Origin of the sequence: Pseudomonas sp. IPO3747 (assembly GCF_013385245.1) — a bacterium.
GTDB classification, from domain to species: Bacteria; Pseudomonadota; Gammaproteobacteria; order Pseudomonadales; family Pseudomonadaceae; genus Aquipseudomonas; species Aquipseudomonas edaphica.
On record NZ_JACAQL010000006.1, the window covers coordinates 40,715 to 67,075 of the forward strand.

26 protein-coding genes are annotated in these 26,361 nt (G+C 62.3%); 13 read left to right on the forward strand and 13 right to left on the reverse strand.

From position 1 onward, the window contains the following. Positions 1-3: 3 nt before the first annotated feature. Genes HX790_RS10610 through HX790_RS10625 form a run of 4 tightly spaced genes read left to right on the forward strand, consistent with a single transcriptional unit; the run spans position 4 to position 4,618 of the window. Complete coding sequence (locus HX790_RS10610) at positions 4-711, forward strand: ABC transporter ATP-binding protein (protein WP_017137555.1); 708 nt, start codon at positions 4-6, stop codon at positions 709-711. Further along, on the forward strand, positions 708-1,907 hold the full coding sequence (locus HX790_RS10615) for an ABC transporter permease (RefSeq protein ID WP_017137554.1): 1,200 nt from the start codon (positions 708-710) through the stop codon (positions 1,905-1,907). Before HX790_RS10610 ends, HX790_RS10615 begins: the two co-directional genes overlap by 4 nt. After that, complete coding sequence (locus tag HX790_RS10620) at positions 1,900-3,381, forward strand: TolC family protein (RefSeq protein ID WP_017137553.1); 1,482 nt, start codon at positions 1,900-1,902, stop codon at positions 3,379-3,381. The genes HX790_RS10615 and HX790_RS10620 overlap by 8 nt, the downstream gene beginning before the upstream one ends. Beyond that, positions 3,371-4,618 carry an efflux RND transporter periplasmic adaptor subunit gene (locus HX790_RS10625; RefSeq protein WP_017137552.1) on the forward strand — a complete coding sequence of 416 codons (1,248 nt, stop codon included), beginning with the start codon at positions 3,371-3,373 and terminating at the stop codon, positions 4,616-4,618. The genes HX790_RS10620 and HX790_RS10625 overlap by 11 nt, the downstream gene beginning before the upstream one ends. Before the next feature lie 103 nt (positions 4,619-4,721). Here HX790_RS10625 and HX790_RS10630 read toward each other — a convergent pair whose 3' ends face one another. The 11 genes from HX790_RS10630 to HX790_RS10680 all read right to left on the reverse strand — a co-directional run bounded on the left by HX790_RS10630 (position 4,722) and on the right by HX790_RS10680 (position 16,144). Beyond that, positions 4,722-6,116, reverse strand: a complete 1,395-nt coding sequence (locus tag HX790_RS10630) for an FAD/NAD(P)-binding protein (RefSeq protein WP_017137551.1) — start codon at positions 6,114-6,116, stop codon at positions 4,722-4,724. 12 nt (positions 6,117-6,128) lie between these two features. Beyond that, positions 6,129-6,896: an ABC transporter ATP-binding protein gene (locus tag HX790_RS10635; protein WP_017137550.1), complete on the reverse strand. Its 768-nt coding sequence runs from the start codon at positions 6,894-6,896 to the stop codon at positions 6,129-6,131. Between the two features lie 3 nt (positions 6,897-6,899). Further along, positions 6,900-8,240, reverse strand: a complete 1,341-nt coding sequence (locus HX790_RS10640) for an ABC transporter substrate-binding protein (RefSeq protein ID WP_017137549.1) — start codon at positions 8,238-8,240, stop codon at positions 6,900-6,902. Between the two features lie 17 nt (positions 8,241-8,257). Then, a complete protein-coding gene (locus HX790_RS10645) occupies positions 8,258-9,307 on the reverse strand; it encodes a branched-chain amino acid ABC transporter permease (protein ID WP_017137548.1) in 1,050 nt (349 codons plus the stop codon). A 4-nt stretch (positions 9,308-9,311) separates the two neighbouring features. Continuing rightward, complete coding sequence (locus HX790_RS10650) at positions 9,312-10,193, reverse strand: branched-chain amino acid ABC transporter permease (protein WP_099550532.1); 882 nt, start codon at positions 10,191-10,193, stop codon at positions 9,312-9,314. After that, positions 10,193-10,963, reverse strand: coding sequence for an ABC transporter ATP-binding protein (locus HX790_RS10655; protein WP_099550533.1), 771 nt, complete (start codon positions 10,961-10,963; stop codon positions 10,193-10,195). The genes HX790_RS10650 and HX790_RS10655 overlap by 1 nt, the downstream gene beginning before the upstream one ends. Beyond that, positions 10,960-11,871, reverse strand: a complete 912-nt coding sequence (locus HX790_RS10660) for an AMP-binding protein (RefSeq protein WP_169988209.1) — start codon at positions 11,869-11,871, stop codon at positions 10,960-10,962. Before HX790_RS10660 ends, HX790_RS10655 begins: the two co-directional genes overlap by 4 nt. 640 nt (positions 11,872-12,511) lie before the next feature. After that, positions 12,512-13,891 (reverse strand): LLM class flavin-dependent oxidoreductase, encoded by a 1,380-nt coding sequence (locus HX790_RS10665; RefSeq protein WP_017137544.1) that lies wholly within the window; start codon positions 13,889-13,891, stop codon positions 12,512-12,514. Continuing rightward, a complete protein-coding gene (locus HX790_RS10670; RefSeq protein WP_138453846.1) occupies positions 13,891-14,217 on the reverse strand; it encodes an acyl-CoA dehydrogenase in 327 nt (108 codons plus the stop codon). Before HX790_RS10670 ends, HX790_RS10665 begins: the two co-directional genes overlap by 1 nt. A gap of 12 nt (positions 14,218-14,229) precedes the next feature. Next, complete coding sequence (locus tag HX790_RS10675) at positions 14,230-15,426, reverse strand: SfnB family sulfur acquisition oxidoreductase (RefSeq protein WP_099550537.1); 1,197 nt, start codon at positions 15,424-15,426, stop codon at positions 14,230-14,232. 154 nt (positions 15,427-15,580) lie between these two features. Continuing rightward, positions 15,581-16,144, reverse strand: a complete 564-nt coding sequence (locus HX790_RS10680; protein WP_099550538.1) for a helix-turn-helix domain-containing protein — start codon at positions 16,142-16,144, stop codon at positions 15,581-15,583. A gap of 92 nt (positions 16,145-16,236) precedes the next feature. On the opposite strand from HX790_RS10680, the gene HX790_RS10685 reads away from it, so the two are divergent. The 7 genes from HX790_RS10685 (at position 16,237) to HX790_RS10715 (ending at position 23,475) form a co-directional block, all read left to right on the forward strand. Then, the gene (locus tag HX790_RS10685) at positions 16,237-17,163 is read left to right on the forward strand and encodes a DMT family transporter (protein ID WP_017137541.1); all 927 of its coding nucleotides are present in this window, start codon (positions 16,237-16,239) and stop codon (positions 17,161-17,163) included. Positions 17,164-17,435: 272 nt separating this feature from the next. Further along, positions 17,436-20,357: a monovalent cation/H+ antiporter subunit A gene (locus HX790_RS10690; RefSeq protein ID WP_017137540.1), complete on the forward strand. Its 2,922-nt coding sequence runs from the start codon at positions 17,436-17,438 to the stop codon at positions 20,355-20,357. After that, positions 20,357-20,701 carry a Na+/H+ antiporter subunit C gene (locus HX790_RS10695; protein ID WP_003192163.1) on the forward strand — a complete coding sequence of 115 codons (345 nt, stop codon included), beginning with the start codon at positions 20,357-20,359 and terminating at the stop codon, positions 20,699-20,701. The genes HX790_RS10690 and HX790_RS10695 overlap by 1 nt, the downstream gene beginning before the upstream one ends. Beyond that, positions 20,698-22,380 (forward strand): monovalent cation/H+ antiporter subunit D, encoded by a 1,683-nt coding sequence (locus HX790_RS10700; protein WP_017137539.1) that lies wholly within the window; start codon positions 20,698-20,700, stop codon positions 22,378-22,380. Before HX790_RS10695 ends, HX790_RS10700 begins: the two co-directional genes overlap by 4 nt. After that, entirely contained in the window at positions 22,377-22,865 is a 489-nt protein-coding gene (locus tag HX790_RS10705) for a Na+/H+ antiporter subunit E (RefSeq protein ID WP_017137538.1), read from the forward strand. The genes HX790_RS10700 and HX790_RS10705 overlap by 4 nt, the downstream gene beginning before the upstream one ends. Beyond that, the gene (locus HX790_RS10710; protein ID WP_017137537.1) at positions 22,862-23,140 is read left to right on the forward strand and encodes a K+/H+ antiporter subunit F; all 279 of its coding nucleotides are present in this window, start codon (positions 22,862-22,864) and stop codon (positions 23,138-23,140) included. Before HX790_RS10705 ends, HX790_RS10710 begins: the two co-directional genes overlap by 4 nt. After that, positions 23,137-23,475, forward strand: a complete 339-nt coding sequence (locus HX790_RS10715) for a Na+/H+ antiporter subunit G (RefSeq protein ID WP_017137536.1) — start codon at positions 23,137-23,139, stop codon at positions 23,473-23,475. Before HX790_RS10710 ends, HX790_RS10715 begins: the two co-directional genes overlap by 4 nt. Before the next feature lie 107 nt (positions 23,476-23,582). Here HX790_RS10715 and HX790_RS10720 read toward each other — a convergent pair whose 3' ends face one another. Next, positions 23,583-24,041 (reverse strand): HIT family protein, encoded by a 459-nt coding sequence (locus HX790_RS10720; RefSeq protein WP_017134689.1) that lies wholly within the window; start codon positions 24,039-24,041, stop codon positions 23,583-23,585. 162 nt (positions 24,042-24,203) lie between these two features. Between HX790_RS10720 and HX790_RS10725 the strand changes: the two genes are divergently transcribed. Together HX790_RS10725 and HX790_RS10730 are read left to right on the forward strand one after the other, a co-directional pair. Then, positions 24,204-24,956 (forward strand): 3-oxoacyl-ACP reductase family protein, encoded by a 753-nt coding sequence (locus HX790_RS10725; protein ID WP_017134690.1) that lies wholly within the window; start codon positions 24,204-24,206, stop codon positions 24,954-24,956. A 24-nt stretch (positions 24,957-24,980) separates the two neighbouring features. Then, the gene (locus tag HX790_RS10730; protein ID WP_099550544.1) at positions 24,981-25,568 is read left to right on the forward strand and encodes a TetR/AcrR family transcriptional regulator; all 588 of its coding nucleotides are present in this window, start codon (positions 24,981-24,983) and stop codon (positions 25,566-25,568) included. On the opposite strand, the gene lepB is transcribed toward HX790_RS10730, so the two are convergent. Beyond that, positions 25,569-26,237, reverse strand: a complete 669-nt coding sequence (gene lepB, locus HX790_RS10735) for a signal peptidase I (protein ID WP_099550545.1) — start codon at positions 26,235-26,237, stop codon at positions 25,569-25,571. Between the last annotated feature and the right edge of the window lie 124 nt (positions 26,238-26,361).

Below are 26,361 nucleotides of genomic sequence, written 5' to 3' on the forward strand. Positions count from 1 at the left end.
GTCATGATGACAGATACCCCCGCGCACCCAGGCTTGATCTCCCTGCAAGGCATCGGCAAGAGCTATCAGCTCGCCGGGCAACACCTGTCGATTCTCAATGACGTGTGCCTGTCCATCGCCCCCGGCGACAGCTGCGGCATTCTCGGCGCCTCAGGCTCCGGCAAAAGTACCCTGCTCAATATTCTTGGCCTGCTGGACTTGCCCGACGGCGGCCAGTACCACTTTGCCGGCCACGATATCTTCAGCGCCACGCCGGATGAGCTGGCGGCGATCCGCAACCAGCAGATCGGCTTTGTGTTCCAGAGTTTCAACCTGCTGCCCCGCCTCAGTGCCCTGGACAACGTCGCCCTGCCCCTCAGTTACCGTGGCGTGTCGCGCCATGAGTCGGTGGAACAGGCGCTGCGCATGCTCGCGCAAGTCGGCCTGGCCGAGCGCGCCCACCACCGCCCGGCCGATCTTTCCGGTGGCCAGCGCCAACGCGTAGCGATCGCCCGCGCGCTGGTCGGCAAGCCGTCGGTGATCCTCGCCGACGAACCCACCGGCAACCTCGACAGCACCACTGCCCAGGAGATCATGGACCTGCTCCTGGCCCTGAACCGCGAGCAGCAGGTGACGCTGATTATCGTCACCCACGATGCACACATCGCCGAGCGCCTGGAGCGCAAGATCCTGGTACGCAATGGCGTGGTGCATGAGGCTGGGCGCCTATGAGCCAGCGGGTCGAACAGAGCCTGAGCCAACTGCTGCATGAAGCCTTTGTGAGCCTGCGCACCCTGGGCAAACGTTCGATCCTGGCGTTGCTGGGCATCGTGATCGGCAGCTCATCGGTGGTGGCCCTGATCAATATCGGCCATAACGCGGCGGTGGACGCGGCGATGATTTTCAAGGACATGGGCACCGACACCCTGATCGCCCAGTTCCCGTCCAAAGGCAACAGCAATGCACCGATGCGCGCCAGCCTTGACCTGGACGCGGTGCGCCAGGCGGTGCCGGGCATTGCCCATATCGGCGCGCTCAGCCTGTTCAGCGGGCCGCTGGTGTTCCAAGGCCGCACGGCCAACGCCAACTTCGTCGGCAGCACCGCGGATATCAAGGACGCCATGCGCCTGGCCCTGCGCGAGGGGCGATTTCTGTCCGCCTTCGACGCCAACGAAACCTACGGCGTGATCGGCGATCAAGTCGCCCAGGCCTTGGGCACGCCGGGCAACCCGCTGAAGCTGGGCGACCGTGTGCGTATCAACGATTACCTGTTCCTGGTGGTGGGCATCCTGCACAACCAACCCCGCGCGATGCTGATGCCGGTGCAGGCCAACGAATCGCTGTTTATCCCCGCCGAAGGCATGCGGCGCATCTACCCGACGCCGCAGATCGGCAATGTGATCATCCGCGCCGCACCCGGCCAGGACATGGAGCGCATCGCCCGTGAGGCCGCAGTTGCCCTGAAAAGCCAGCTCACCGACCACGATGTCGACATTCAGGTGCCCCAGCAAATGATCGATGGCATGACCCGGCAAAGCCGCACGTTCGCCTACTTGCTGCTGGCGCTGGGCGCGATTTCCCTGGTCGGTGGCGGTGTCGGCGTGATGAACGTGATGCTGATGAATGTCTCGGAGCGCCGCCGCGAAATCGGCATCCGCATGGCCCTGGGCGCGCGCCAGCGTGACATCCGCAATCTGTTTTTGCTCGAAGCGGTCACGCTGACGGCGGTGGGTGCGCTGTGCGGTGCGGTGCTGGGCATGACCGCCGCGTGGCTCTACGCCTGGCTGTCGGGCTGGGAATTTGCCCTGGCCGCTGCCGCCCTGCCACTGGGCGTGGGCAGCACCTTGCTGGTAGGTTTGTTCTTTGGCATCTACCCGGCGGTCTCGGCCTCGCGGCTGCAGCCGGTGGAGGCCCTGCGCGATGAATAAATGGCTGTGGTTACTCGCCCTGGCAAGCCTGCCAGCCATGGCCGCCGATGTGGTAATCAACCCATCGGCGCCGAGCACCACCCGCAGTGGCTATGACCGCAGTGTGTCGCTCAATAACCATGTCACGACGCTGACCCTGGGTGATGCGGTGTACCTGGGCCTGCGCAAAAACCCGGCGATCCGCAGCGCATACCTGCAACGCGTGGCGCAAAAGTTCGACCTGCGGGTGGCCGAAGACACCTTCAACCCCAAGCTCTCCCTGAACAGTTACTACCGCCAAAGTCGCGGCTCGGCCGACAACGCTCGCAATGCCAACCTGGCACCGAGAGCGACCTTGCTCAGTGAGTACGGCACCCAGTTGAGCATGGCCTGGACCCAACAACTGAACAACGCCGACCGCGCCGGCCGCTACCGCAGCGACGGCCTCGACCTCACGCTGATTCAACCGCTGATGCGCGGCGGCGGCTGGGACGCCACCACCGCGCCGCTGCGCCTGTCGCGCCTGTCGGAGCAGGCCAACCGCCTGAACCTCAAGGCCACCGTGGCGCAGACCATCAGCCAGATCATCGCCACCTACCGCGAACTGCTGCGCGCCCAAGAGCAGTTGAGCATCGTCCAGGACGCACTCAAGCGCTCCAACACCTTGCTGGACGTGAACAAGGCGCTGATCAGCGCGGGGCGCATGGCTGAGTTCGAAATCGTGCAGACCGAAGCCGATATCGCCACCCAGCAATTGGGCGTGGAAGAGGCCCAGAACCAACTCGACACCAGCCGCCTGGCCTTGCTGCGCCTGCTGGCGCTGGACCTGTCGACGCCGATCCGCGCCAGCGAAGCCCTGGAAGCCAAGCCGATGAACATCGACAAACGCCAGGCCTTCAGCCTGGCGCAGACCCAGCAGCCGGAGTACCTCGCCGCCCTGCTCGGCAGCCAACAGGCCGACCTCAACCTGGTGATCGCCAAAGACTCCGGGCGCTGGCAGGTGGACCTGGTGGCGGGCGCCAACCAGCTGCGCGATGCCTACAGCAACAATGACAGCGGCAACAACAATAACCGCACCTGGAACAGCTACGCCGGGGTGCAGGTGCAGATTCCCATCGGCGACATCAGCACCCGCCAGGCCGAGGTGCGCGCGCGGGTCAATGTAGAAGACCAGGAGATCCGTATCACCGATGCGCGCCAGGAACTGGAACGCAGTGTCAACGATGTGGTGCGCGACTTGGGCACGCGTTGGCGCCAATATGAAATTTCCCAGCGCGCCGTCGAGCTGTCGCGGCGCAAGATCGAAATCGAGCGGGAAAAACTCAGTGCCGGGCGCTCCACCAACTTCCAGGTGTTGAGTTACGAAACTGACCTGCGCAACGCCGAAAACGCGCGGCTCAATGCACTGATCGCTTATCTGAACGCCCAGACCCAGCTCGATTTGACCCTGGGCATGACGCTGGAAAGTTGGGAAATCGCCCTCAATGACTACTGATAAAAAATACCTGCTGGGTGCCGTGATCGTCGTGCTGTTGGCGGGCGCAGGCATTGCCCTGCGCAGCCCGGCTACCGATCAGCCGGCCGCAACCGAGCAATGGCTGGCAGTCAAGCCCGACCCGTTGGTGCACCAGATAGGCCTGGTGGGCAAGATCGAACCCGACACCACCATCACCCTCACCGCGCCGTTCGACGGCAATGTGCTGGTTAACCTGGTTGAACAAGGCCAACGCGTCGAGGCCGGCCAGGTACTGTTGCGCATGGACCCCTCCACCCTCGAAGTGCAACTGCGCGACGCGCTCTCCGCCCAGCTCAAAGCCCGGCGCACCGTGCAAGAGATGCAAGACTGGGACAGCAGCCCCGCCGTCAGCCGCGCACGCCGCAGCCTGCGCACCGCAGAAATGACCGCCGGCAACACCCAGCGCAAACTCACCGAGAGTGAAAACCTGTTCAAGCGCGGCATCATCCCGCGCAACGAGCTGGACGATCTCAAGCAGCAGACCCAACAGCAACAACTGGACCTGGCCTCGGCCCGCAGCGAGCTGCAGCAGGCGCAAGATCAGGGCAAAGGCGAATACCGACAAATCGCCGAGATGGAGCTGACCAACGCCACGGTGAAATACGACGCCCTGCACAAGCTGCTCGACGGCCAAGAGGTCAAGGCGCCCTTCTCCGGCATCGTCGTGCCGGCGCCGGGCAGCAATAACTCCTCGCCAGGGGGAGCCAATAACAACGCACCGGTGCAGGCCGGCAGCAAGGTCAGCCAGGGCCAGGTGCTGTTCGGGCTGGCCAATATCGAGCGGCTGAAAATCGTCGCCAAGGTGTCGGAACTGGACATCAACCAATTGCATCAGGGCCAGGCCGTGGAAGTGATGGGTGATGGCTTTGACGGCGAGCGCCTGACCGGCTCCGTCAGCGTGGTCAGCGGCCTGGCGATTGCCAGCGACAGTCAGGGCAGCGCGCAGTTTCCGGTCACCTTGTCGATCCCCACGCTCACTGCGCAGCAATTGCAGCGGGTGCGGCTGGGGATGAGTGCGCGGTTGACCATCGTCACCTACAACAATGCGCAGGCGATTGTGGTGCCGAGCCAGGCGATCCAGCCGGACATGAGCGTGGAATATCGGGCCGCGATGGATAAGCCGATGGAGCGGGTGAAAGTCACCACAGGACAGTCAACCGCCGAAGGTGTCGAGGTGTTCGGCCTCAAGCCGGGGTTTGTAAAAACATCAAAATAGCTGGAGATCCAAAGGTGGGAGCTGGCTTGCCTGCGATGGCGGACTGTCAGTTAGAACAGCTGTGCCTGACCCACCGCTATCGCAGGCAAGCCAGCTCCCACATTCATGCTGAGGTGAGTTTGGCGGCCAGGGCCTTGGCTTGAATCGCCACGTCGGTGACTGCCGTGCTCTCCCACCACATCCCCCGCAAGGGCGGGCCCATGGCAAACAGGCGTTGGCTGACCTGGCCTTGAGCATCCAGCACTGCACCTGATGTATCCGCCGCAATTCCCAACGCCAACGGCCCAGGCTTGATCAACCCACGTTTGAGCAACTGCTGCGGCAGCGGTTTGGCCACTCGCCGCCAGTCGTACTCAATACCGCTGGAGTTAATCAACGCAGCACCCGACACCTGGGTGACAGCTTGTTCGCCGCGCCGTCGCAGCTTGATCGTCACCCCGTTGTCCGACGCCACCAGCCCCTTGAACGACGCCGCCTGAATCCGCAGCCGTCCTTCTGCATGCAACCGCGCCACCAACTGCGCGCTCAATGGCGGCGAGCGATGGTGATGGCTCTCCCACCACGGCCTTACATGGCGCACGAACTGGCGTTTCTCGCGCTCACTGGCCTGGCTCCACAAGCGGCCGATATGCGCTCGCACCGTGTCCAGCGGCGCTTGCCAATCAATGCCCTGTTCCACCGCCAGTTGGCATTGGCGCCGCACCTCGCGCAGCAACTGTCGAGGGCTGCGCAGGTTGTGGTCGTCGGCGAGGAAGTCCACCCAGCTCGGCGGTTGCCGGCGTACGTGGGGCAGCAGGCCGTGGCGCGAAAATATCTCGATTGGCCCACGATGGCCGGCCTGTTCCAGGGACACCACGGCATCCACCATGGTCAACCCGGAACCGATGATCAGCACCGTCGACTGCGGCTCGATCTGGCGCATGGCCTTGACGTCCCACGGGTCCACTGCCGCTGCATTCAAGCCGCTGGATTCGGTCTGCGGCGTGCGTGCCGCCGGGAACATGCCAGTGGCCAATACGGCCTGAGCACCGCGCAATTGTTGGCCGTTATCCAGCGTCAGCCGAGTTGAGTCGGCATCCACTTGCAGGTCGACCACCTCGGCACGAATATGCTCGACCGTGGAAGCCGAGAGCGCCTTGGCCTCAGCCAGACGCTGTTGCGCATACACGCCAAAAATCCCGCGTGGCGGGAACAACTCACTGATGGGTACAGGCTGCTGATTCGACTCCGGCCAGCCCCCAGCACCGATGTAGTCGGTGAGCCATTGGGTCAAGTCATCGGGGTTGTCCGGGTCGACACTCATGCGCGCCGCATTGCCGTTCAGGGTGTGCCCCAGTTCGACGGCACTGTAGGCCTCGCCACGGCCAAGCTCCTCGCGTGGCTCAATCACCAGGATCTGCCGCTTGCCAGGCTGGCGCAGCAGTTGCACCGCCAGCATGGTGCCGCTCAAGCCGCCGCCGATGATCAGCACATCAGCGTTGCGGATGGATTCAGTCATGCACATTCGCCCTTACTGTTTGCCCAGATAAATATCATGCAAATCACCCCGCGCCAGCAGTTCAGCCGCACTGCCGCTCAAAACCACGCGCCCAGTATCCAGCACATAGCCGTGGGAGGCATAGTTGAGCGCGACATTGATGTTCTGCTCGGCGATCAGGAAGCTCACCTGTTGCTCGCGGTTAAGCTGGGCGATGATTGCGAAAATCTCCTGCACGATCATCGGCGCCAAACCCATGGAAGGCTCGTCGAGCAAGACTAAAGTCGGCCGAGTCATCAACGCGCGGCCAATGGCGACCATTTGCTGCTCGCCGCCGGAGGTCAGCCCGGCGCGGGTGTGGCGCTTGGTCTTGAGCCGAGGGAACCAGGCGTAGATACGCTCCAGGTCGTGCTCCATGTCTTGGCGGCTCAGGCGCCGCACAAAGCCGCCGCTGCGCAGGTTGTCTTCCACGCTCAGTTGGCCGAACACATGGCGGCCTTCCAATACGTGGACCATGCCCTGGCGCACCCGTTGGCTGGGGTCGATGCCGGCCAGGTCGCGGCCGGCATACTCGATCACGCCACGGCTGACTTCGGCGCGCTCGGCGCGTACCAGCCCCGAAATGGCCTTGAGCGTGGTGCTTTTGCCGGCGCCGTTGGCACCCAGCAACGCCACGATGGCGCCCTTGGGCACGTGCAGCGAGACCCCGGCCACCGCCAGTATGGCGCCGTCGTAGATCACTTCGATGTCATTGACGTTTAACAGTGACGGGCTCGCAGGTTCAGCGGCGGGCTGGCTCATGGCTTATTCATCCCCGGTGCAGGTACGCGGCGTCAGGCCTTTTTCCTTGGCGAACGCGGCGGACTTTTCATCGATCAGCGGGCGCAGCAGCGCACGGTCGGCGGCGATCCAGTCGCTGATCAGCGTCCAGTTGGCGCCGTCCCACTGTTGCACACGCGCCGAGCCGCCGCCTTCGTGGTCGCGGCACGACAGCTTGAGGTTCTGCATCAGGCCCAGATAGCCCATGTCTTTAAGGCGCGCATCATCGATATTCAAGTGTTCCAGGCCCCAACGGCCTTCCTCGCCATTGAGTGGGCGCTTGCCGAACTTGGCCTGGGCAGTGCGAATCGCTTCCACCGCCACGGCGGCATTCACGAGGCCGGAGTTGTAGTAGACGCTGCCGAAGTTTTTCAGGTCCTTGAGGTCGCTGTGGCCCTTGTCGAGGATGTACTGTTTGAGGCGTTTATGGATCTCGAAATCAGCGCCTGCCGGGTAAGGCGTGAGCGCCAGGTAACCTTTGGCGGCGGCACCTGCGGGCAGCACGTCTTCGCTGGAACTGGCCCAGATATCGCCAATGATGTGGTCAACCGGGAAGCCAAAGCGCGCAGCGGTCTTCACCGCCACCGGCGTGGACACGCCCCAGGTGCGCAAAAACACCCAGTCCGGATTGGCCTGGCGCACCTGGCGCCATTGCGCCGACTGCTCGTTGCCCGGGTCGGCCACGGGAATCTGGATATTTTCAAAGCCGTATTTCTCGGCCAGTAACTTCAACGGGCCGAGGGTTTCACGGCCGTAAGCCGAATCGTGATAGACCGTGGCGATCTTCTTGCCCTTGAGTTTGTCGAAGCCGCCTTCGCGCTGGGCAATGTAATTCACCAGTGTGGACGCTTCGCTGTAGAAGGTCAGCATCACCGGGAAGTTATACGGGAACACCGTGCCGTCGGTGGCTTCGGTGCGGCCATAACCGAGGGTAATCAACGGGATCTTGTCGACTTCCGCACGCTCGCTCAGCGCATACGCCGCCGGTGCGCCGTTAGGCTGGTAGACCGCGACCGGCGCGCCATCCAGGCCATTCTTGAAGCGCTCGTAGCACTCGATGCCCTTCTCCGCCGTCCATTCGGTCTCGCATTCCTGCCACACCAGTTTGACGCCGTTGATGCCGCCTTCGACCTCATTGATATAACGCAGGTAGTCGATCATCCCGGCCCACACCTGCACGCCGCTGGAGGCATAGGCGCCGACGCGGTAGGTGGCCAGCGGGATAAATTGCTGGTCGGGCGAGGCGATTGCCTGGGGCACAGCACCGGCCAAAGCTGCCAACGCAAAAGCAGCGCCGACAAGGGAACGTTTCAAGGATGTACGCATAGGAGTTCTCATCAAGGTCAGAAACGCAGCGGCCATTGCCGCAGACGGTCACGCAGGTTGTGCAAGAGGCGAATCAAGCCTTCGGGTTCCTTGATCAGGAACACGATGATCAACACGCCAAAGATGATTTTTTGCAGGTTCTGCAACTGCCCCGCATCCACCGAGCCGCCGAACAGCGCCTGCCCGGCATGGCTGAGGAAAATCGGCAATAAGCTGATGAATGCCGCACCGACAAAGTTGCCGGCAATGCTGCCCATGCCGCCGATAATGATGATGAACAGGATCTGGAACGAGCGGTTGATATCGAAGCTGCTGGCGCTGGCCGTGCCCAGGTAGGCAAAGGCCCACAACGCGCCGGCGATGCCTAAGTAGAACGAGCTGACCGCGAAGGCCAGGCGCTTGTAGCGCACTACCGGGATACCGACCACGGCGGCGGCGGTATCCATGTCGCGGATTGCCATCCAGTTACGCCCTACCTGGCTGCGCACCAGGTTGATGGCGGTCCAGGTCAACAGCAGCACCGTGACCAACGTCAGCCCGTAACGGCCCAACGGCGTATTGAGGTCATGGCCGAACAGCGATAGCTTCGGCGCCGAAATGGTCCCGGAGGAACCGTAGTTGTAGAACCAGGGGAATTTGACGAACAGCCACTCCAAAAAGAACTGCGCCGCCAGCGTGGTGACCATCAAGTAGAAGCCTTTGATCCGCGAGCTGGGCAAACCAAACAGCAGCCCAACCAGCGCGCTGATCACCCCACCGCCGAGCAGCGCCACCGGCAGGCCCAGCTCGGGCAGACGCAGCAGAAAACCGTAGGTGGCAAACGCGCCAACGGCCATGAAACCCGCCGCGCCCACTGAGGTTTGCCCGGTATAGCCGGTGAGCAGATTCAGGCCCAGCCCGGCCAGCGACAGCACCAGAAACGGGATCAGGATCGCATTGAGCCAATAGTCATTGCCCCACAGCGGCACCCCGATAAAGGCCACGGCCAATAAGCCGATCAGACCCCAGGGCAAACGCCGCTGAATCAGTAATAACGGCGCGGTTTCTTGAACAACGGGTATCGACATGGTTTCAGACTCGCTCGATGGCGCGCTCGCCGAACAGGCCGGCGGGACGGATATACAGGAAGGCCAAGGCCAATACATAAGCGAACCACGGCGTGATGCCGCCGCCGATCAACGGGCCGACATACACCTCGGCGAGGTTCTCCGCCGCACCGACAATCAGCCCGCCGACAATCGCCCCGCCAATCGAGGTAAAGCCGCCGATGATCAACACCGGCAAGGCCTTGAGCACCACCAGCGAAAGGGAAAACTGCACGCCCTGGCGCGCGCCCCACAGCAGCCCGGCCACCAGCCCGACAATGCCGGCCACGGCCCAGACGATCTGCCAGATACGGTTGAGGTTGATACCGATGGACAGCGCCGCCGTGGTGTCATCCGCCACGGCGCGCAACGACACACCGATGCGAGTCTTGTTGAACAGCAACGCCAGCAGGGTTACCAGCACCACGGCAGCCGCCGCGGCGATCAAATCAAACTGGCTGAGCATCAGCGGCCCGACAAACAGCGGCACGTCGTCGATGCCCAAGTCCAGCGCACGCACCTGCGAGCCCATCAGCCCTTGGGCCAGGCCTTCGATGATGAACGAAAGGCCCAAGGTGGCCATGAACAGGGTGATCTGCGAGCGGTTCACCAGCGGGCGCAGTACCAGCCGCTCGATGAGCAAGGCGACGATGATCATCACGATTACCGTCAGCAGCAACGCCAGGGCAAAGGGCACGCCCTGGTCATGCAGGCTGACAAAGGTCAGCGCGGCAAACAGCAGCATCGAGCCCTGGGCGAAATTGAACACGCCGCTGGCCTTGTAGATCAGCACGAAACCGATGGCGACCAGCGAGTACATGGTGCCGGCGAGCAGGCCGCCGAGCAGGGTTTCAAAGAAGAACGTCATCAGTGTGCAACTCCCAGGTACGCCGCGATCACCTCGGGGTCGGCCTGCACCTGCGCAGGTGTGCCGTCGCCGACTTTGCGTCCGTAGTCGAGCACCACCACATGGTCGGACAGGCCCATCACCACGCCGATGTCGTGTTCGATCAACACCACGGTGGTGCCGAGGTCGCGGTTGACGTCGGCGACAAAGCGCGCCATTTCCTGTTTTTCCTCGGCGTTCATGCCGGCCATGGGCTCGTCCAGCAGCAACAGGCTGGGGCCGGCGATCAAGGCACGGCCCAGCTCTACGCGCTTTTGCAAACCGTAAGAGAGGTTGCCCACCAGCACATCGCGGTGCGCTTGCAGTTCGAGGAATTCGAGGATACCTTGGCCGCGCAGGCGAAAGGCTTCGGCCTCACGGCGGGCGCGGGGCAAGCCCAGGGCTTGCTCGATAAAGCTGGTGCGCATATGCCGCGACAGGCCGGTAAGGATGTTGTCGAGCACGCTCATTTTCTTGAACAGTGCGTTGTTCTGAAAAGTACGCCCGATACCTCGACGCGCCGCACCCAAAGGGTCGATGCGGTGCAAGTGTTGTTGCTCAAACACAATCTCACCGGCATCGAAGCGGTACACGCCGTTAAGCACATTGAGCAGCGAACTTTTACCGGCGCCGTTGGGGCCGATCAGCGCACAGATTTCGCCGCGCTGCACCTCAAAGGACAAGGCATTGATGGCCTTGACGCCTTTGAACGACAGCGAGATCTCGCGCACCTGGAGAATGGTCTGGCTCATGCGATGTCCCGTTTGAATTCAGCCAGCCATGCTGGATCGCGGCTGGTTTTTTGCGCGCTGGCTGGCTGCCAGATATAGGTCAACCGTTGGAAGCCCAGCAACCTGCGTACACGATTTTTCAACAGGCGCCGCAGGCCACTTTGCGGGTGAGCGATGGCCCAGTCACACACGCGTCGGCGCCAGGTACCGTGGGGCGCCATGCGGCTTTCGATATCGTCGGCCAGGTGCTGTAAACGCTCGGGGGACAGCAGCAGGCCGGTCGGCGCGACCTCACCGCGATCACGTCGGGCCGAGGCCGGGCTTTCCGGAAAAGCCAGGCCGTGGCCGCTGTTCAACCATTGCTCCAGGACTACCGCCAGGCCGCCTTGCCAGTGGGTGCCCTCCTCGCTCCACAACACGGTTTCACCGCTCGGTTGCCACCAGCGCTGCAGGTGTTGCGCCGGGTCTGCCGGGCCGAGCAATTGGGTGAAATCCAACGGATTGGCGGACTGCCAGTGCCGCACCTGCTGCCGCCCCTGGGCATACGAATGGCTGGGGTGAATGCGCCATAGCTGTTGGTACAGGGCTTCTGGCTCCAGGTCATCGGCCAGGGTCAACACCTGCCCGCCGGCAGACTGCGCGGCCAGCGCCAACAGCAGCAGGTCAGGCTCGAACGTGCCGCTTAAGGCCAAGCGTGATTGCGCGCTGAAACCTTGCTGGCGCAAACCATCGGCCAGGCGCTCGACGTCGCGCAGCACGTCGATCCAGCGCCAGGCATACCACTGCCCCTGGCGCTTGTGACGCAGGGCGATGTGCAGCGGGGTGAGCTGCGCCCAGTGCTGCAAATGCTCCAAGGCTTTGGGCAGGTTGCCGAGCAGTTCGGCAGGCCATTCCAGCGCCTGCGGACGTTTGAGTTCGTGCACGCTCATAGGGGTAATGCTCCTATTCAAGTAGTGTGCGTGCGGTGGTCCGCTGGCCAGGTCAGGTGGTTCAACAGCGATCAACTGTGGCAAGCCAGCTCCCACATTGACCGAGGTGCTTCAGTTAGATTGCGCTGGTTTTGAGGTCGCGGTGGTCCGCTGGCCAGGTTAAGTGGATCAACACCAATCAACTGTGGGAGCTGGCTTGCCTGCGATGGCGGCGTGTCAGCTGGCTCATTTCTGGCTGACCCACCGCTTTCGCAGGCAAGCCAGCTCCCACATGGACCGAGGTGCTTCAGTTAGATTGCAGTGGCTTTGAGGTCGCGGTAGACCGCTGGCCTAGTCAGGTGGATCAACACCAATCAACTGTGGGAGCTGGCTTGCCTGCGATGGCGGCGTGTCAGCTGGCTCATTTCTGGCTGACCCACCGCTTTCGCAGGCAAGCCAGCTCCCACATTGACCGAGGTGCTTCAGTTAGATTGCGCTGGCTTTGAGGTCGCGGTAGCCCGCTGGCCTAGTCAGGTGGATCAACACCAATCAACTGTGGGAGCTGGCTTGCCTGCGATGGCGGCGTGTCAGCTGGCTCATTTCTGGCTGACCCAGCGCTTTCGCAGGCAAGCCAGCTCCCACATGGACCGAGGTGCTTCAGTTAGATTGCGCTGGCTTTGAGGTCGCGGTAGCTTGCACCCGGATGGTTTGGGGCCAGCCGCGCACCGTCGCCGAATAGCTTTTCGCGCAGGGTGCCCTGGGCGTACTCGGTCTTGTATACGCCGCGCTTTTGCAACTCCGGCACGAGCAGGTCCACGGCGTCGATGAAGGTTTCATGGGTCAGCGCGTAGGCCAGGTTAAAACCATCCACGTCGGTCTCTTCGACCCACTCCTGCAACAGGTCGGCCACGGTTTCCGGGCCGCCCACGAACAACGGGCCAAAGCCGCCGATGCCAACCCAATCGGCCAGTTCATTGGGCGTCCAGACCTTGTTCGGGTCCGCCGTGGAGAAGGCTTCTACCGCCGATTGAATCGCGTTGGTGTGTACATGCTTGAGCGGCTCATCGGGCTTGAACTGGCTGAAGTCGATGCCGGTCCAGCCGGAGATCAGCGCCATTGCGCCCTCGTAGCTGACGTAGGATTTGTATTCGTCAAACTTGGCTTTGGCCTTGGCATCGGTCTCGCCAACGATCACCGTTTGCAAGTTGAAGATCAGGATTTTCTTCGGATCTCGCCCGGCCTCAGCGGCTCGGCGGCGGATGTCGGCGACGGTTTTTTTCAGCAGCACCTTGGACGGTGCAGCCACGAACACGCACTCGGCCTGTTCGGCGGCAAACTGCTTGCCACGGCTGGAGGCACCAGCCTGGTACAACACCGGCGTGCGTTGCGGCGACGGCTCGCAGAGGTGAATGCCGGGCACCTGGAAGTGTTTGCCGACATGGCGAATCTCGTGGATTTTGCTCGGGTCGCTGAAAATGCGACGCTCGCGGTCACGCAGCACGGCGCCCTCTTCCCAACTGCCTTCCCAGAGTTTGTAGCAAACCTCCAGGTATTCCTCGGCATAGTCGTAGCGCGCATCGTGTTCGGTCTGGGCTTTCTGACCGAGGTTCTTGGCGCCGCTTTCCAGGTAGGACGTGACGATGTTCCAGCCGACACGCCCTTTGGTCAGGTGGTCGAGGGTCGAGAGCCTGCGGGCGAACGGATACGGATGTTCAAATGACAAAGAAGCGGTCAGGCCAAACCCCAGGTGTTCGGTGACCAACGCCATCGGCGCAATCAGCGACAGCGGGTCGTTGACCGGCACTTGTGCGGCCTGGCGAATCGCCGCGTCGCCATTGCCGTTGTACACGTCGTAGATGCCCAGCACGTCGGCGATAAACAGGCCGTCAAACTTGCCACGCTCAAGAATTTTGGCGAGGTCCGTCCAGTACTCCAGATCCTTGTACTGCCACGAGCGGTCACGCGGGTGCGCCCACAAGCCGGGAGATTGATGGCCTACGCAGTTCATGTCGAAGGCATTCAAGCGGATTTCACGGGACATCAAAGCACTCCGTTGAGGTGGTAGTTGCCGACGATCTGATATTTGCGCCGCAGTGGGTCGTCGAGGGTCGACGCCAGCGCGGTACGTTGGCCGGTGAGTTCAAATTCGGCATTACTGGCGGCAATCAAGGCTTCGGCAGCGGCGATTTGTGCTTCGGTCAACGCCACCGGGCTTGGGTGGGTTTCAGCGCGTTCAAACAAGGCGGCGGCTACGTCGACGCGGATCTGCAAGTCGCCAAAGCGGCTGATCACGTACGGGTCATCGCTGGCGTGTACAAACCGTCGGGTACTTTCCAGCAGTTGGCGCGCTTGATTCAGGGCGGTCATGAATAAATATCCTCAGTTCCAGGCGTGGCGCGCAGGCTTCACGCCGTTGAGCACGAAGTTGCCGATCAGGTGGTATTTCCAGCGGGCCGGGTCGTGCAGGGTGTGGGTGCGCGCGTTGCGCCAGAAGCGGTCGAGGTTGTGCTTGCCGGTGACCGAGCGGGTGCCGGCCAGTTCGAACAGTTTGCTGCTGGCAAGCAAGGCGGTTTCGGCCGACAGCACTTTGGCCTGGGCAACCACCAGCGAGGCGTTGGCGACGGTGTCTTCGTTGGGCTCGGCCAGGGCCAGGTCGACGGCCTTGCCGGCCTTGGCGAGGATCGCTTCGGTGCCATGCACGCGCCATTGCAGGTCGCCGATGGCGGCGATGGTGAACGGGTCTTGCCAGCCGTGGTCCTGTTGGCTGTCGATCCAGGGGCGAGCTTGGCGTGCGTAGATTTTTGCCTGTTCGAGGGCCTCCAGGGCGATGCCGGTGTCGACGGCGGCCTGGATAATCTGCGAGATCGGGCCGTTGGCGGTGGGCTGGTCGAAGGCTTGGTGCGCAGGAATGATCGCGCTAAGGGGCACACTGACGCCGTCGAGGGTCACGCCGCCACTGGCGGTGGTGCGCTGGCCGAAGCCGTCCCAGCTATCAATCACGGTTAGGCCCGGCGCATCGCGTTCGACAAAGGCAATAAACGCCTGGCCGTTCTCGTTGTTGCCGACCGTGGGCACGAGGTGGGCAAACAGCGCGCCGGTGCAGTAGAACTTCTCGCCGTTGATAGAGGCCGTGTCGCCGTCAAAACGAATCTGAGTGTCGAAGGTGCCGGCGTTTTTGCTCTTGGCTTCAGAAAAGGCATTACCGAAACGATAGCCGGCCAGAACCTTGCCGAAATAGTGACGCTTTTGTTCCTCGCTGGCGGTTTGCAGCAGGATGTCCACCACGCCCAGGTGGTTTTGCGGGATTTGCCCCAGCGACGGGTCGGCGGCGGAGATCAACTTGATCACCTCGGCCACCGTTACATAAGACACCTCGGCGCCGCCGTAGGCCTTGGGAATAGTGATGCCCCAGAGGCCGCTGGCAGAAAACTCATCAAGCTCGGCCACCGGCAGGCGCCGCTCGCGGTCGCGCACGCTGGCGTCAACGGCAAACCGCGCGGCCAAGCGCGTCGCGACTTCAATGGCTTCGGCATCCGAGCGGATGATATGGGCAGGTTGTTGAGGGTGGGCTGACATGGGCCGACTCCAGGCTCCGATGGGTTACCGGAGCAATTGCAGGAGTCATGCCTGAATTTAATCGTCAGCAAAATCAGGCGGTTGCTGGCTTTAAGAGGTTGTTGAACGCGTTTCAAACCAACAAAGTGTGCATCCACTGTTGCCAGGCCAACAGTTAGATCACCACGTTACGCACAAACCGCACGGCCACGTCGCCGTCATTGCGATAGCCGTGCACGTTGCGGCTGGCGAACATGTAGAACTCACCGGCCGCCACGTGTTTTTGTTCCTCGCCCACCAGCAAGGTCAGGCAGCCTTCGAACACGAACAGCTGCACGCTCCAGCCGTCCGGGTCGGGGTCGGGGCTGTAGCGATCACCCGGTTCCAGGTGCATCTCCCACAACTCGACTTCACGCCGCGCCGTGGCCTTGGCCAGTAGCACCGCTTTACTGCCGGGGATATCGCCGGCCCAGGCCAGCTCGTTGATGCGGCTGTGATCACCAGCATCCGGGGCCTGGATAAGGTCGCTGAAGGCCACGTCCAAGGCTTCGGCGACGCGGTCCAGCGTGGACAGGCTGACATTCTTCTCGCCCGCCTCGATGGCCACCAGCATGCGCCGGCTGACCCCGGACTTTTCCGAGAGTGCGGTCTGGCTCAGATCCGCAGCATGGCGCAGCCGGCGGACGTTCTGGCTGACGTGTTGCAGGACCGAGGCCCGTTGTGGATTTTCTTTGTGCACTATATTGCTCAATGGGTGGGTGTGCGCAGTATACTGCCCAGCGTGCGGCGCATTGTGCGGTCCGTGCCTTTCCCTTGCAAGACCGAGCCGCCATGACCGCCCCGAACGCCGCCCCACGTTTCAACCGTTTCAGCAAAGCCGAATGCATCCTGGTGGTGATCACCATGATCTGGGGCGGCACGTTTTTGCTCGTGCAACACGCCATGACCGTCAGCGGGCCGATGTTTTTCGTGGGCCTGCGGTTTGCGGCGGCGGCGATTGTGGTGGGGTTCTTTTCGTTGCGCACGTTGCGTGGCCTGACCTTATTCGAGTTGAAAGCCGGCGCATTCATCGGCACCTCGATCATGTTCGGCTACGGCATGCAGACCATTGGCCTGCAGACCATTCCAAGCAGCCAGTCGGCGTTCATTACAGCGCTTTATGTACCTTGCGTACCGCTGTTGCAGTGGCTGGTGCTGGGGCGTCGCCCAGGCCTGATGCCGAGCATTGGCATCATGTTGGCGTTTACCGGGTTGATGCTGCTTACAGGCCCGACGGGTGCCTCTCTGAACTTCAGCCCCGGTGAAATTGCCACACTGATCTGCGCAATCGCGGTGGCCGCCGAAATTATCCTCATTGGCGCCTATGCCGGGCAGGTGGATGTGCGGCGAGTGACCGTGGTGCAACTGGCCACGGCCTCGTTGCTGTCGTTCCTGATGGTGGTGCCGATGGGCGAGGCGCTGCCGGGCTTCTCCTGGTTACTGTTGTTCAGTGCAGTGGGCCTGGGTTTGACCAGTGCGGTGATTCAGGTGGCGATGAACTGGGCGCAGCAGAGTGTTTCGCCAACCCGTGCCACGTTGATCTATGCCGGCGAACCGGTATGGGCCGGCGTGATCGGGCGGATTGCCGGGGAGCGTTTTCCGCCGATTGCGATGGTCGGTGCGGCGTTGATTGTGGCGGCGGTGATTGTGAGTGAGATGAAGACACGCAATCAGCGAGAAGCTGAAAAATCAATCGAACTGGAACAGGAAGCCCCCTGACCCGTCAGGTCCGATCGTTCCCACGCTCTGCGTGGGCATGCATCCTGTGACGCTCCGCGTCACCCTTGCGCAAGGCTCACGGCTGCATAAGCAGTTGGGACGCGGAGCGTCCAGGGCGGCATTCCCACGCAGAGCGTGGGAATGATCAGGCCCGAAACAATGCCAAACGGGAGGTTTCGGCCTACCTTGTAGGATCCTGCCACATCTTGCCGTTTGGTGATCGAGAAAGCGGCACGTATGATGCATCCCAAACTCCCGCAGATTAGAAGCCTATGTCCCTGATAGTTCTACTGCTTCTGCCTTTTATCGGCAGCTGTCTGGCGGCCTTGCTGCCGCATAATGCACGTAACACCGAATCCCTGTTGGCCGGCCTTGTGGCCCTGGTCGGCACCATTCAAGTCGCTTTGCTCTACCCTCAGATCGCCCACGGTGGCGTGATCCGCGAAGAATTCATGTGGTTGCCCAGCCTCGGGCTCAACTTCGTGCTGCGCATGGACGGGTTTGCCTGGTTGTTCTCGATGCTGGTGCTGGGCATCGGCACACTGGTGGCGCTGTATGCGCGCTATTACATGTCGCCGGATGACCCGGTGCCGCGCTTCTTTGCGTTTTTCCTGGCGTTTATGGGCGCCATGCTCGGGCTGGTGATCTCCGGCAACCTGATCCAGATCGTGTTCTTCTGGGAACTGACCAGCCTGTTCTCGTTCCTGCTGATCGGCTATTGGCACCACCGCGCCGATGCCAGGCGCGGCGCCTATATGGCGCTGATGGTCACCGGCGCCGGCGGCTTGTGCCTGCTGGCGGGTGTGATGCTGCTGGGGCATATCGTCGGCAGCTATGACCTGGACCTGGTGCTGGCGGCGGGCGATCAGATTCGCGCGCATTCGCTGTACCCGGTGATGCTCGCGTTGGTGCTGATCGGCGCCTTGAGCAAGAGCGCGCAGTTCCCTTTCCACTTCTGGCTGCCCCACGCCATGGCGGCACCCACGCCGGTTTCGGCCTACCTGCACTCGGCGACGATGGTGAAGGCCGGCGTGTTCCTGCTGGCCCGCCTGTGGCCGTCGCTGTCCGGCAGCGAAGAATGGTTCTGGATCGTCGGCGGTGCCGGCGCACTCACCCTCCTCCTCGGCGCTTACTGCGCCATGTTTCAGAATGATCTCAAGGGCCTGCTGGCCTATTCCACCATCAGCCACCTCGGGCTGATCACCTTGCTGCTGGGCCTCAACAGCCCGCTGGCCGCCGTCGCTGCGGTGTTCCATATCCTCAACCACGCCACTTTCAAGGCCTCGCTGTTCATGGCCGCCGGCATCATCGACCACGAAAGCGGCACGCGGGATATCCGCAAGCTCAGTGGCCTGGTGCGGCTGATCCCGTTTACTGCGACCCTGGCGATGGTGGCCAGTGCGTCCATGGCCGGCGTGCCGTTGCTCAATGGTTTCCTGTCCAAAGAGATGTTCTTCGCCGAAACGGTATTTATCTCGGCGACAAAGTGGGTAGAAATCGCCCTGCCGGTGATCGCGACCATCGCCGGTACGTTCAGCGTGGCCTATGCCCTGCGCTTTACCGTCGACGTGTTCTTCGGCCCGCCCGCGACCGACCTGCCCCACACGCCCCACGAGCCACCGCGCTGGATGCGCGCGCCGGTCGAGCTGCTGGTGTTTACCTGCCTGCTGGTGGGCATCTTCCCGGCCCAGGTGGTCGGTTCGATCCTCGCCGCCGCTGCACTGCCGGTGGTCGGCGGGGTACTGCCCGAATACAGCCTGGCCATCTGGCACGGCTGGAACGCGCCGATGATCATGAGCCTGGTGGCCATGTCCGGCGGCATCGTGCTGTACCTGCTGCTGCGCAAACAGCTCAAACGTGGCCGTTTCAAATACCCGCCGATCATCAGTTACTTCAACGGCAAGCGCATGTTCGAGCGCAGCCTGGTGGTGATGATGCGCGGCGTGCGCCGTATCGAAAAACGCATCAGCACCAAACGCCTGCAAACCCAATTGTTCCTGCTGGTGCTGGCGGCGGTGGTTGCCGGGTTGATCCCGATGCTCAACAGCGGCCTCAGTTGGGGCGACCGGCCGAAGATCCCCGGCTCCATCGTGTTCGTGACCCTGTGGTTGCTGGCCATCGCCTGTGCGCTGGGCGCCGCCTGGCAAGCCAAGTACCACCGGCTGGCAGCCCTGACCATGGTCAGTGTGTGCGGCATGGTCACCTGCGTGACCTTCGTGTGGTTCTCGGCGCCGGACCTGGCCCTGACGCAACTGGTGGTCGAAGTGGTCACCACCGTGCTGATTTTGCTGGGCCTGCGTTGGTTGCCACGACGGATCGAAGAAGTCTCGCCACTGCCGAGCTCGTTGCGCAAGGCGCGCATCCGTCGCCTGCGCGACTTCCTGTTGTCCACCGTGGTCGGTGGCGGCATGGCGCTGCTCTCCTACGCAATGCTGACCCGCCAGACGCCCAACGATATCTCCTCGTTTTACCTGAGCCGCGCGCTGCCCGAAGGCGGCGGCAGCAATGTGGTGAACGTGATGCTGGTGGACTTCCGGGGCTTTGATACCTTGGGCGAAATCACCGTGCTCGGCGCCGTGGCGCTGACCGTCTACGCCCTGCTGCGCCGCTTCCGCCCGTCCAAGGAAAGCATGGAGTTGCCGCCACAACAGCGCCAATTGGCGCCGGACGTGGCCACCGATCTGGTCAACCCGCGCCAGGCCAGCGATACCGCCCTGGGCTTTATGATGGTGCCGGCGGTACTGGTGCGCCTGCTGCTGCCGATTGCGCTGGTGGTGTCGTTCTACCTGTTCATGCGCGGCCACAACCAGCCGGGCGGCGGTTTCGTCGCGGGGTTGGTGATGTCGGTGGCGTTTATCCTGCAATACATGGTCGCCGGCACCCAATGGGTCGAAGCGCAGATGAGCCTGAGGCCGATGCGCTGGATGGGCTTCGGCCTGCTTTCGGCCACCTTGACCGGGCTCGGCGCGCTGTTCGTCGGTTACCCGTTCCTCACCACCCACACCTGGCACTTCAGCCTGCCGCTGCTGGGCGATATCCACATTGCCAGCGCGTTGTTCTTCGACGTTGGCGTGTACGCCATGGTCGTCGGCTCCACGCTGTTGATGCTCACCGCCCTCGGTCACCAGTCGGTGCGAGCGCATAAACCGAGCAACCAGCCCAAGGCCGTTGCCGCAACCGAAGGAGCCGCCTGATGGAAGAAGTCATCGCAATTGCCATTGGAGTGCTGGCGGCCTCCGGCGTCTGGTTGATCCTGCGCCCACGAACGTTCCAGGTCGTCATGGGCCTGTGCCTGCTGTCGTATGGAGTCAACCTGTTCATTTTCAGCATGGGCAGCCTGTTCATCGGTAAAGAGCCGATCATCAAGGACGGCGTGCCGCAAGACCTGCTCAACTACACCGATCCGCTGCCCCAGGCCCTGGTACTCACGGCCATCGTGATCAGCTTCGCCATGACGGCCTTGTTTCTGGTGGTGCTGCTGGCCTCCCGTGGGCTGACCGGCACTGACCATGTGGACGGTCGGGAGCCAAAGGAATGACGTGGATGAATCAAATGATCGTCGCGCCGATCCTGCTGCCGTTGCTGACCGCCGCGCTGATGCTGATGCTCGGCGAAAAACGCCGCCCGTTGAAAGCCAGGATCAACCTGTTCTCCAGCATCATCGGCCTGGGTGTCGCCATCCTGCTGCTGTACTGGACGCAACAAGGCGGCCCCGGCTCGATTGGCGTGTACCTGCCGGGCAACTGGCAGGTGCCCTTCGGCATTGTGCTGGTGGTGGACCAACTGTCGGCGATGATGCTGGTGCTCACCGGCATTATCGGTGTGAGCGCGCTGCTGTTCGCCATGGCCCGTTGGGATCGCGCCGGCACCAGTTTCCACGCGCTGTTCCAGATCCAGCTGATGGGTTTGTACGGTGCATTCCTGACGGCGGACCTGTTCAACCTGTTCGTGTTCTTCGAGGTGCTGCTGGCGGCGTCCTATGGCTTGATGCTGCACGGCTCCGGCCGCGCGCGGGTGTCGTCGGGGCTGCATTACATTGCGATCAACCTGTTGGCGTCGTCGCTGTTCCTGATTGGCGCGGCGATGATCTACGGGGTCACCGGCACGCTGAACTTTGCTGACCTAGCGCTGAAAATCCCGCTGGTACCGCAAGCCGATCGCGGCCTGTTGCATGCTGGCGCGGCGATCCTCGCCACTGCATTCCTGGCCAAGGCCGGCATGTGGCCACTGAACTTCTGGCTGGCACCCGCCTACTCCTCGGCCAGCGCACCGGTGGCGGCGATGTTTGCGATCATGACCAAGGTCGGCGTGTACACCGTGCTGCGTCTGTGGACCTTGCTGTTCTCCGGGCAAGCCGGTGCATCGGCGCTGTTTGGCGGCGACTGGCTGGTGTACGGCGGCATGGCGACCATCGTCTGCGCGGCGCTGGCCATGGTGGCTGCGCAGCGCCTGGAGCGGATGGCCAGCCTGAGCATCCTGGTGTCGGCCGGGATCCTGCTGTCGTCGGTGGGCTTTGCCCAGCCAAGCCTGACCGCCGGGGCGCTGTTCTATCTGGTCAGCTCGACCCTGGCGCTGAGCGCGCTGTTCCTGCTGGCCGAGCTGATCGAGCGTTCGCGCTCGGCCAATGATCTGCCGCTGGATGAAGAAATCGACGCGCTGCCCAAAGCCATGGAGTCGTTGCACCCACGTCCCGGCGTCAACCTGGATGACGAGCAGAAAGCCGTGGTCGGCCAGGTGATCCCCTGGACCATGGCCTTCCTGGGCTTGAGCTTTATCGCCTGCGCACTGCTGATTATCGGCATGCCGCCGTTGTCCGGGTTTATCGGCAAGCTCAGCCTGTTGAGCGCGCTGGTCAACCCAATGGGCCTGGGTAACGCAGTGGATGAGCCGATCCGCCCGGCGGCCTGGGGCTTGGTGGCGCTGTTGATCTTGTCGGGCCTGGCTTCGCTGATCGCCTTCGCCCGCCTGGGTATCCAGCGCTTCTGGACGCCGGAGGAGCGCCCATCGCCGCTGCTGCGCCGCTACGAATGTGTGCCGATCTTCTTCCTGCTCGGCCTGAGCATTCTCCTGACCTTCAAGGCCGAACCGTTGATGCGCTACACCCAGGCCACCGCCGAGAGCCTGAATAACCCGGAGCATTACGTGATGGCGGTGATGGCCACGCGCCCGGTGCTGAGCCCTGAATCCAGAGCCGCCGCCCTGGAGGTGCAGCCATGAAGCGCCTGTTCCCTGCCCCGTGGCTATCGCTGGCATTGTGGGTGCTGTGGCTGGTGTTGAACCTGTCGGTCAGCCCCGGCAACCTGTTGCTGGGCGCGGTGCTGGGCTTTCTCGCGCCGCTGCTGATGGCGCCGCTGCGCCCGCTGCCGGTGCGCATTCGCCGCCCCGGCATCATCATTCGCTTGTTCTTCGTGGTGGGTCGCGACGTGATCGTGTCCAACCTGCAAGTGGCCTGGGGCGTACTGACGTGCGGATCCCGCCCGCCGCGTTCACGTTTTATCAAAATCCCGCTCGACCTGCGTGACCCCAACGGCCTGGCCGTACTGTCGATGATCACCAGCGTGACGCCTGGCACAGTGTGGTCGGAACTGGCCCTGGACCGCAGCATCCTGCTGCTGCACGTGTTCGACCTGGACGATGAAGCACCGTTTATCGAGCACTTCAAACGCGCCTACGAGCGGCCCCTGATGGAGATCTTCGAATGAGCCCCCTGCTCTCCAATGCAATCCTGGTCAGCCTGTTCCTGTTCTCGCTGGCGATGGTGCTGACGCTGGTGCGCCTGTTCAAAGGCCCGTCCGCGCAAGACCGGGTTCTGGCGCTGGACTACCTGTACATCCTGGCGATGCTGATGATGCTGGTGCTCGGCATTCGTTATGCCAGTGACACCTACTTTGAAGCGGCGCTGCTGATTGCGCTGTTTGGCTTTGTCGGGTCGTTCGCCCTGGCGAAATTCCTGCTGCGTGGCGAGGTGATTGAATGATGCCGTTATGGGTTGAAGTGATCGTGGCCGTGTTGCTGGTGCTCAGCAGCCTGTTTGCGCTGATTGGCGCGATCGGGTTGTTGCGCATGAAGGACTTCTTCCAGCGCATGCACCCACCGGCACTGGCCTCCACACTGGGCGCGTGGTGCGTGGCGCTGGCGTCGATTATCTACTTTTCGGTGCTCAAGTCCGGGCCGGTGCTGCACGGTTGGTTGATTCCGATTTTGTTGGCGATCACGGTGCCTGTTACCACACTGCTGTTGGCGCGCACGGCGCTGTTTCGCAAGCGCATGGCCGGTGATGATGTGCCTGCCGAGGTCAGCAGCCGCCGCTGATTGATGTGTGGGAGCTGGCTTGCCTGCGATAGCGGTGTATCAGTCAATGTTGCTGTGACTGATAGGCCCCCATCGCAGGCAAGCCAGCTCCCACATTGGTTTTTGCGTCAGGCGAACGAGCGGATGTGCGTCGCCAACGCTGCCAGTTCCCCATCATCGGCCCGCACAAAATCGTGGGATGAGATGTAACCCTCATACGCCGCAAAAAACTTGTCGACTTTGGAGCTGATGGGCTTGAACGCGCTGTCCTGCCCCGTGCCGTGCATGGGAAACAGCTTCGCATGCAGATGGTCCACGCCGTAGCCTTCGAGCATCATCCCCGTGCGCGCCACATCGGGAAACGCCCGATCAATCAGCAGTGCGGTTTTCTTGGTCGCCACAATCAGCGCGGACAACACCGCATCCGACTGCGCGAACGCGTAGCTGCCGTAATGCTGTTTGGGGATCACCACGCTAAAGCCCGGCGTATTGGGGAAGATCGACAGGAACGCCATATGCTGGTCGTCTTCCCAGAGGATATGGGCCGGGGACGTCTTGCGGACAATGCTGCAGAAAATACAATCCATTCAAATCACCGTCAGTTTCAGTGTGCGAGCCGAGCCTCCAAAGGTAAGGCAAAAATGTCGCGCCCTAGTTAAAGATTAAATAATCCATAAATAGCTTGGCGCATTGGAATTGGCCTGATACGGTTTAGTGGATTTATTAATCCACTAAAAACAGGCACACCCATGACCGCTCATCTCGCACGTTTTACTGACAAAGTCGCCCTGGTAACCGGCGGCTCCCGTGGCATCGGCGAAGCCATCGTACGGCGCCTGGCGGCTGAAGGCGCGGCAGTGGCCTTCACCTATTCCGCGTCGGCTGACAAGGCGCAGGCACTGGTCGGCCAGATTCAAAGCCAAGGCGGCACAGCCCTGGCCATTCAGGCGGACAGCGCCGATGTGGTGGCGATTGCCCGAGCCGTGACCACCACCGTTGCGCATTTCGGCACGCTGAATATCCTGGTTAACAATGCCGGGATCTTGCAGCTCGGCAGCGTGGACGAATTCAGCCTGGAAGACTTCGACCGCATGTTCGCCGTGAATGTACGCGCGACATTCGCCGCCGCGAAAGCCGCGTCAGCAGTGATGCGCAGTGGTGACAGGATCATCAGCGTGGGCAGCGTCGTAGCGCAGCGCTCAGCCTTTCCGGGCTCCAGCGTCTATAGCATGACGAAGGCGGCGATCGCCGGTATGATCCGCGGCCTGGCGATTGATTTTGCCCCGCGCGGCATCACCGTCAATAACGTCCAGCCCGGCCCGACCAGCACTGACATGAACCCGGCAGACGCGCCGCATGCCGACCTGATCAAAAGCCTGGTGCCCTTGGGCCGTACAGGCACGGCTGACGAAATCGCCGGCATGGTCGCCTACCTCGCGTCTGAAGAAGCTGCCTTTGTGACCGGCGCCAGCCTGAGCATCGACGGTGGCTACCTGGCCTGACCCTTCACTTTCCAGAGGTACCCCATGGCAAGACCCCGAGCCTTCGACCGCGACCAGGTGCTGCAACACGCCATCCGCGTATTTTGCGACAAGGGTTTTGCCGCCGCCTCAACCGAAGAACTGATGCAGGCCATGGGGCTGAGCCGCCAGAGCATGTACAACACCTTTGGCGACAAACGCCAGTTGTACCTGCAGGCCATGGCCGAGTATCAGCGCACGGGCGTCGACGACCTGATCGAGCGTCTGGGCCAAGGCCCGACACCGCTGCAAGGCCTGCACGACACCCTGAACTCCTTCGCCACCCGCGCCCTTCGCGAAGGCACGGCCGGGTGCATGGGCGTCAATGCGATCTGTGAGTTTGGCCAGGAAGATGAGGAAATCAATCAGCTCACCGCACACAGCGCCGAGCGTTTGCGCCGTGCATTTGAGCAGACCCTGAGATGTGCGCAGGAACAGGGTGAACTCGTGCCCGGCACCGATTTGCCGGCCGCCTGCGACTTTCTGATGGCCACCCTTAGCGGCATGAAGATTGCCGGTAAGGGCGGCGCTAGCGTCGAGCAGTTGGCTAACATCGCAGGGTTTGCAGTTCGCGCACTGGGCGCCAAGGCGTAATTACAGGATCGGCGCGCCGAAGCGGTTCAAGCGCGGCATCCAATGATCGAGGATTTGCGCAGATGCCAGCACATGATGCGCGTGCCCGATCAACAAGCGGCGTGGCACAAAGCCGATGTAGCGCGAGTCATCGCTGTTGTCGCGGTTGTCACCCAGCATGAAATAACTGTCGGCAGGCACCGTGACCGGGCCGAAATTTCGCAATGCCCGAACCGTGGGCATGAACTGAATGCTGCGCTGACTGTTGCTCGCATGCTCGATCAGCTTGATACCCGGCACTGTCTGGCCTGGCACGATCGGTTCGCTGATGTCCTGGCCATCACTGTAGGTAGCCGGCGTGCCGTTGACCCACAGCACTTCATCTTTCATTTCCAGGGTATCGCCGGGAATGCCGACGATGCGCTTGATCAAGCGCATACCGTCCTTGGGTGACGAGAAGGTCACCACATCACCGCGTTTAGGGTCATCCAGCTTGGCCAGGGATATATCCGTGAGCGGCAGCTTGAGGTCATACGCCACACGGTTGACCAGCACCACATCACCCTCCAGCAACGTCGGGCGCATCGACCCGGACGGGATGGGGTTCCAGTCGGCCAGGGAGGTGCGGAACACGCCGAAGCACAGCCAGAAAAGGATGACGTAACGGTAGCGGCTTAACCAACTTCGCATACAGCCTCGCACTAAAAAAAGCGGCGCAGACAGCCGCCGGCAAACCCAGGGTAACATTTGGCAATACTCGCTTATTACACCGGAGGATTAAATTAACATTAGCGTTACGGCCTGCATTGATCGT

Coding starts and splice junctions, on each gene's coding strand:
- HX790_RS10610 (WP_017137555.1), top strand. CDS start 4: ATGATGACAGATACCCCCGCGCACCCAGGCTTGATCTCCCTGCAAGGC.
- HX790_RS10615 (WP_017137554.1), top strand. CDS start 708: ATGAGCCAGCGGGTCGAACAGAGCCTGAGCCAACTGCTGCATGAAGCC.
- HX790_RS10620 (WP_017137553.1), top strand. CDS start 1,900: ATGAATAAATGGCTGTGGTTACTCGCCCTGGCAAGCCTGCCAGCCATG.
- HX790_RS10625 (WP_017137552.1), top strand. CDS start 3,371: ATGACTACTGATAAAAAATACCTGCTGGGTGCCGTGATCGTCGTGCTG.
- HX790_RS10630 (WP_017137551.1), bottom strand. CDS start 6,116: ATGACTGAATCCATCCGCAACGCTGATGTGCTGATCATCGGCGGCGGC.
- HX790_RS10635 (WP_017137550.1), bottom strand. CDS start 6,896: ATGAGCCAGCCCGCCGCTGAACCTGCGAGCCCGTCACTGTTAAACGTC.
- HX790_RS10640 (WP_017137549.1), bottom strand. CDS start 8,240: ATGCGTACATCCTTGAAACGTTCCCTTGTCGGCGCTGCTTTTGCGTTG.
- HX790_RS10645 (WP_017137548.1), bottom strand. CDS start 9,307: ATGTCGATACCCGTTGTTCAAGAAACCGCGCCGTTATTACTGATTCAG.
- HX790_RS10650 (WP_099550532.1), bottom strand. CDS start 10,193: ATGACGTTCTTCTTTGAAACCCTGCTCGGCGGCCTGCTCGCCGGCACC.
- HX790_RS10655 (WP_099550533.1), bottom strand. CDS start 10,963: ATGAGCCAGACCATTCTCCAGGTGCGCGAGATCTCGCTGTCGTTCAAA.
- HX790_RS10660 (WP_169988209.1), bottom strand. CDS start 11,871: ATGAGCGTGCACGAACTCAAACGTCCGCAGGCGCTGGAATGGCCTGCC.
- HX790_RS10665 (WP_017137544.1), bottom strand. CDS start 13,891: ATGTCCCGTGAAATCCGCTTGAATGCCTTCGACATGAACTGCGTAGGC.
- HX790_RS10670 (WP_138453846.1), bottom strand. CDS start 14,217: ATGACCGCCCTGAATCAAGCGCGCCAACTGCTGGAAAGTACCCGACGG.
- HX790_RS10675 (WP_099550537.1), bottom strand. CDS start 15,426: ATGTCAGCCCACCCTCAACAACCTGCCCATATCATCCGCTCGGATGCC.
- HX790_RS10685 (WP_017137541.1), top strand. CDS start 16,237: ATGACCGCCCCGAACGCCGCCCCACGTTTCAACCGTTTCAGCAAAGCC.
- HX790_RS10690 (WP_017137540.1), top strand. CDS start 17,436: ATGTCCCTGATAGTTCTACTGCTTCTGCCTTTTATCGGCAGCTGTCTG.
- HX790_RS10695 (WP_003192163.1), top strand. CDS start 20,357: ATGGAAGAAGTCATCGCAATTGCCATTGGAGTGCTGGCGGCCTCCGGC.
- HX790_RS10700 (WP_017137539.1), top strand. CDS start 20,698: ATGACGTGGATGAATCAAATGATCGTCGCGCCGATCCTGCTGCCGTTG.
- HX790_RS10705 (WP_017137538.1), top strand. CDS start 22,377: ATGAAGCGCCTGTTCCCTGCCCCGTGGCTATCGCTGGCATTGTGGGTG.
- HX790_RS10710 (WP_017137537.1), top strand. CDS start 22,862: ATGAGCCCCCTGCTCTCCAATGCAATCCTGGTCAGCCTGTTCCTGTTC.
- HX790_RS10715 (WP_017137536.1), top strand. CDS start 23,137: ATGATGCCGTTATGGGTTGAAGTGATCGTGGCCGTGTTGCTGGTGCTC.
- HX790_RS10720 (WP_017134689.1), bottom strand. CDS start 24,041: ATGGATTGTATTTTCTGCAGCATTGTCCGCAAGACGTCCCCGGCCCAT.
- HX790_RS10725 (WP_017134690.1), top strand. CDS start 24,204: ATGACCGCTCATCTCGCACGTTTTACTGACAAAGTCGCCCTGGTAACC.
- HX790_RS10730 (WP_099550544.1), top strand. CDS start 24,981: ATGGCAAGACCCCGAGCCTTCGACCGCGACCAGGTGCTGCAACACGCC.
- lepB (WP_099550545.1), bottom strand. CDS start 26,237: ATGCGAAGTTGGTTAAGCCGCTACCGTTACGTCATCCTTTTCTGGCTG.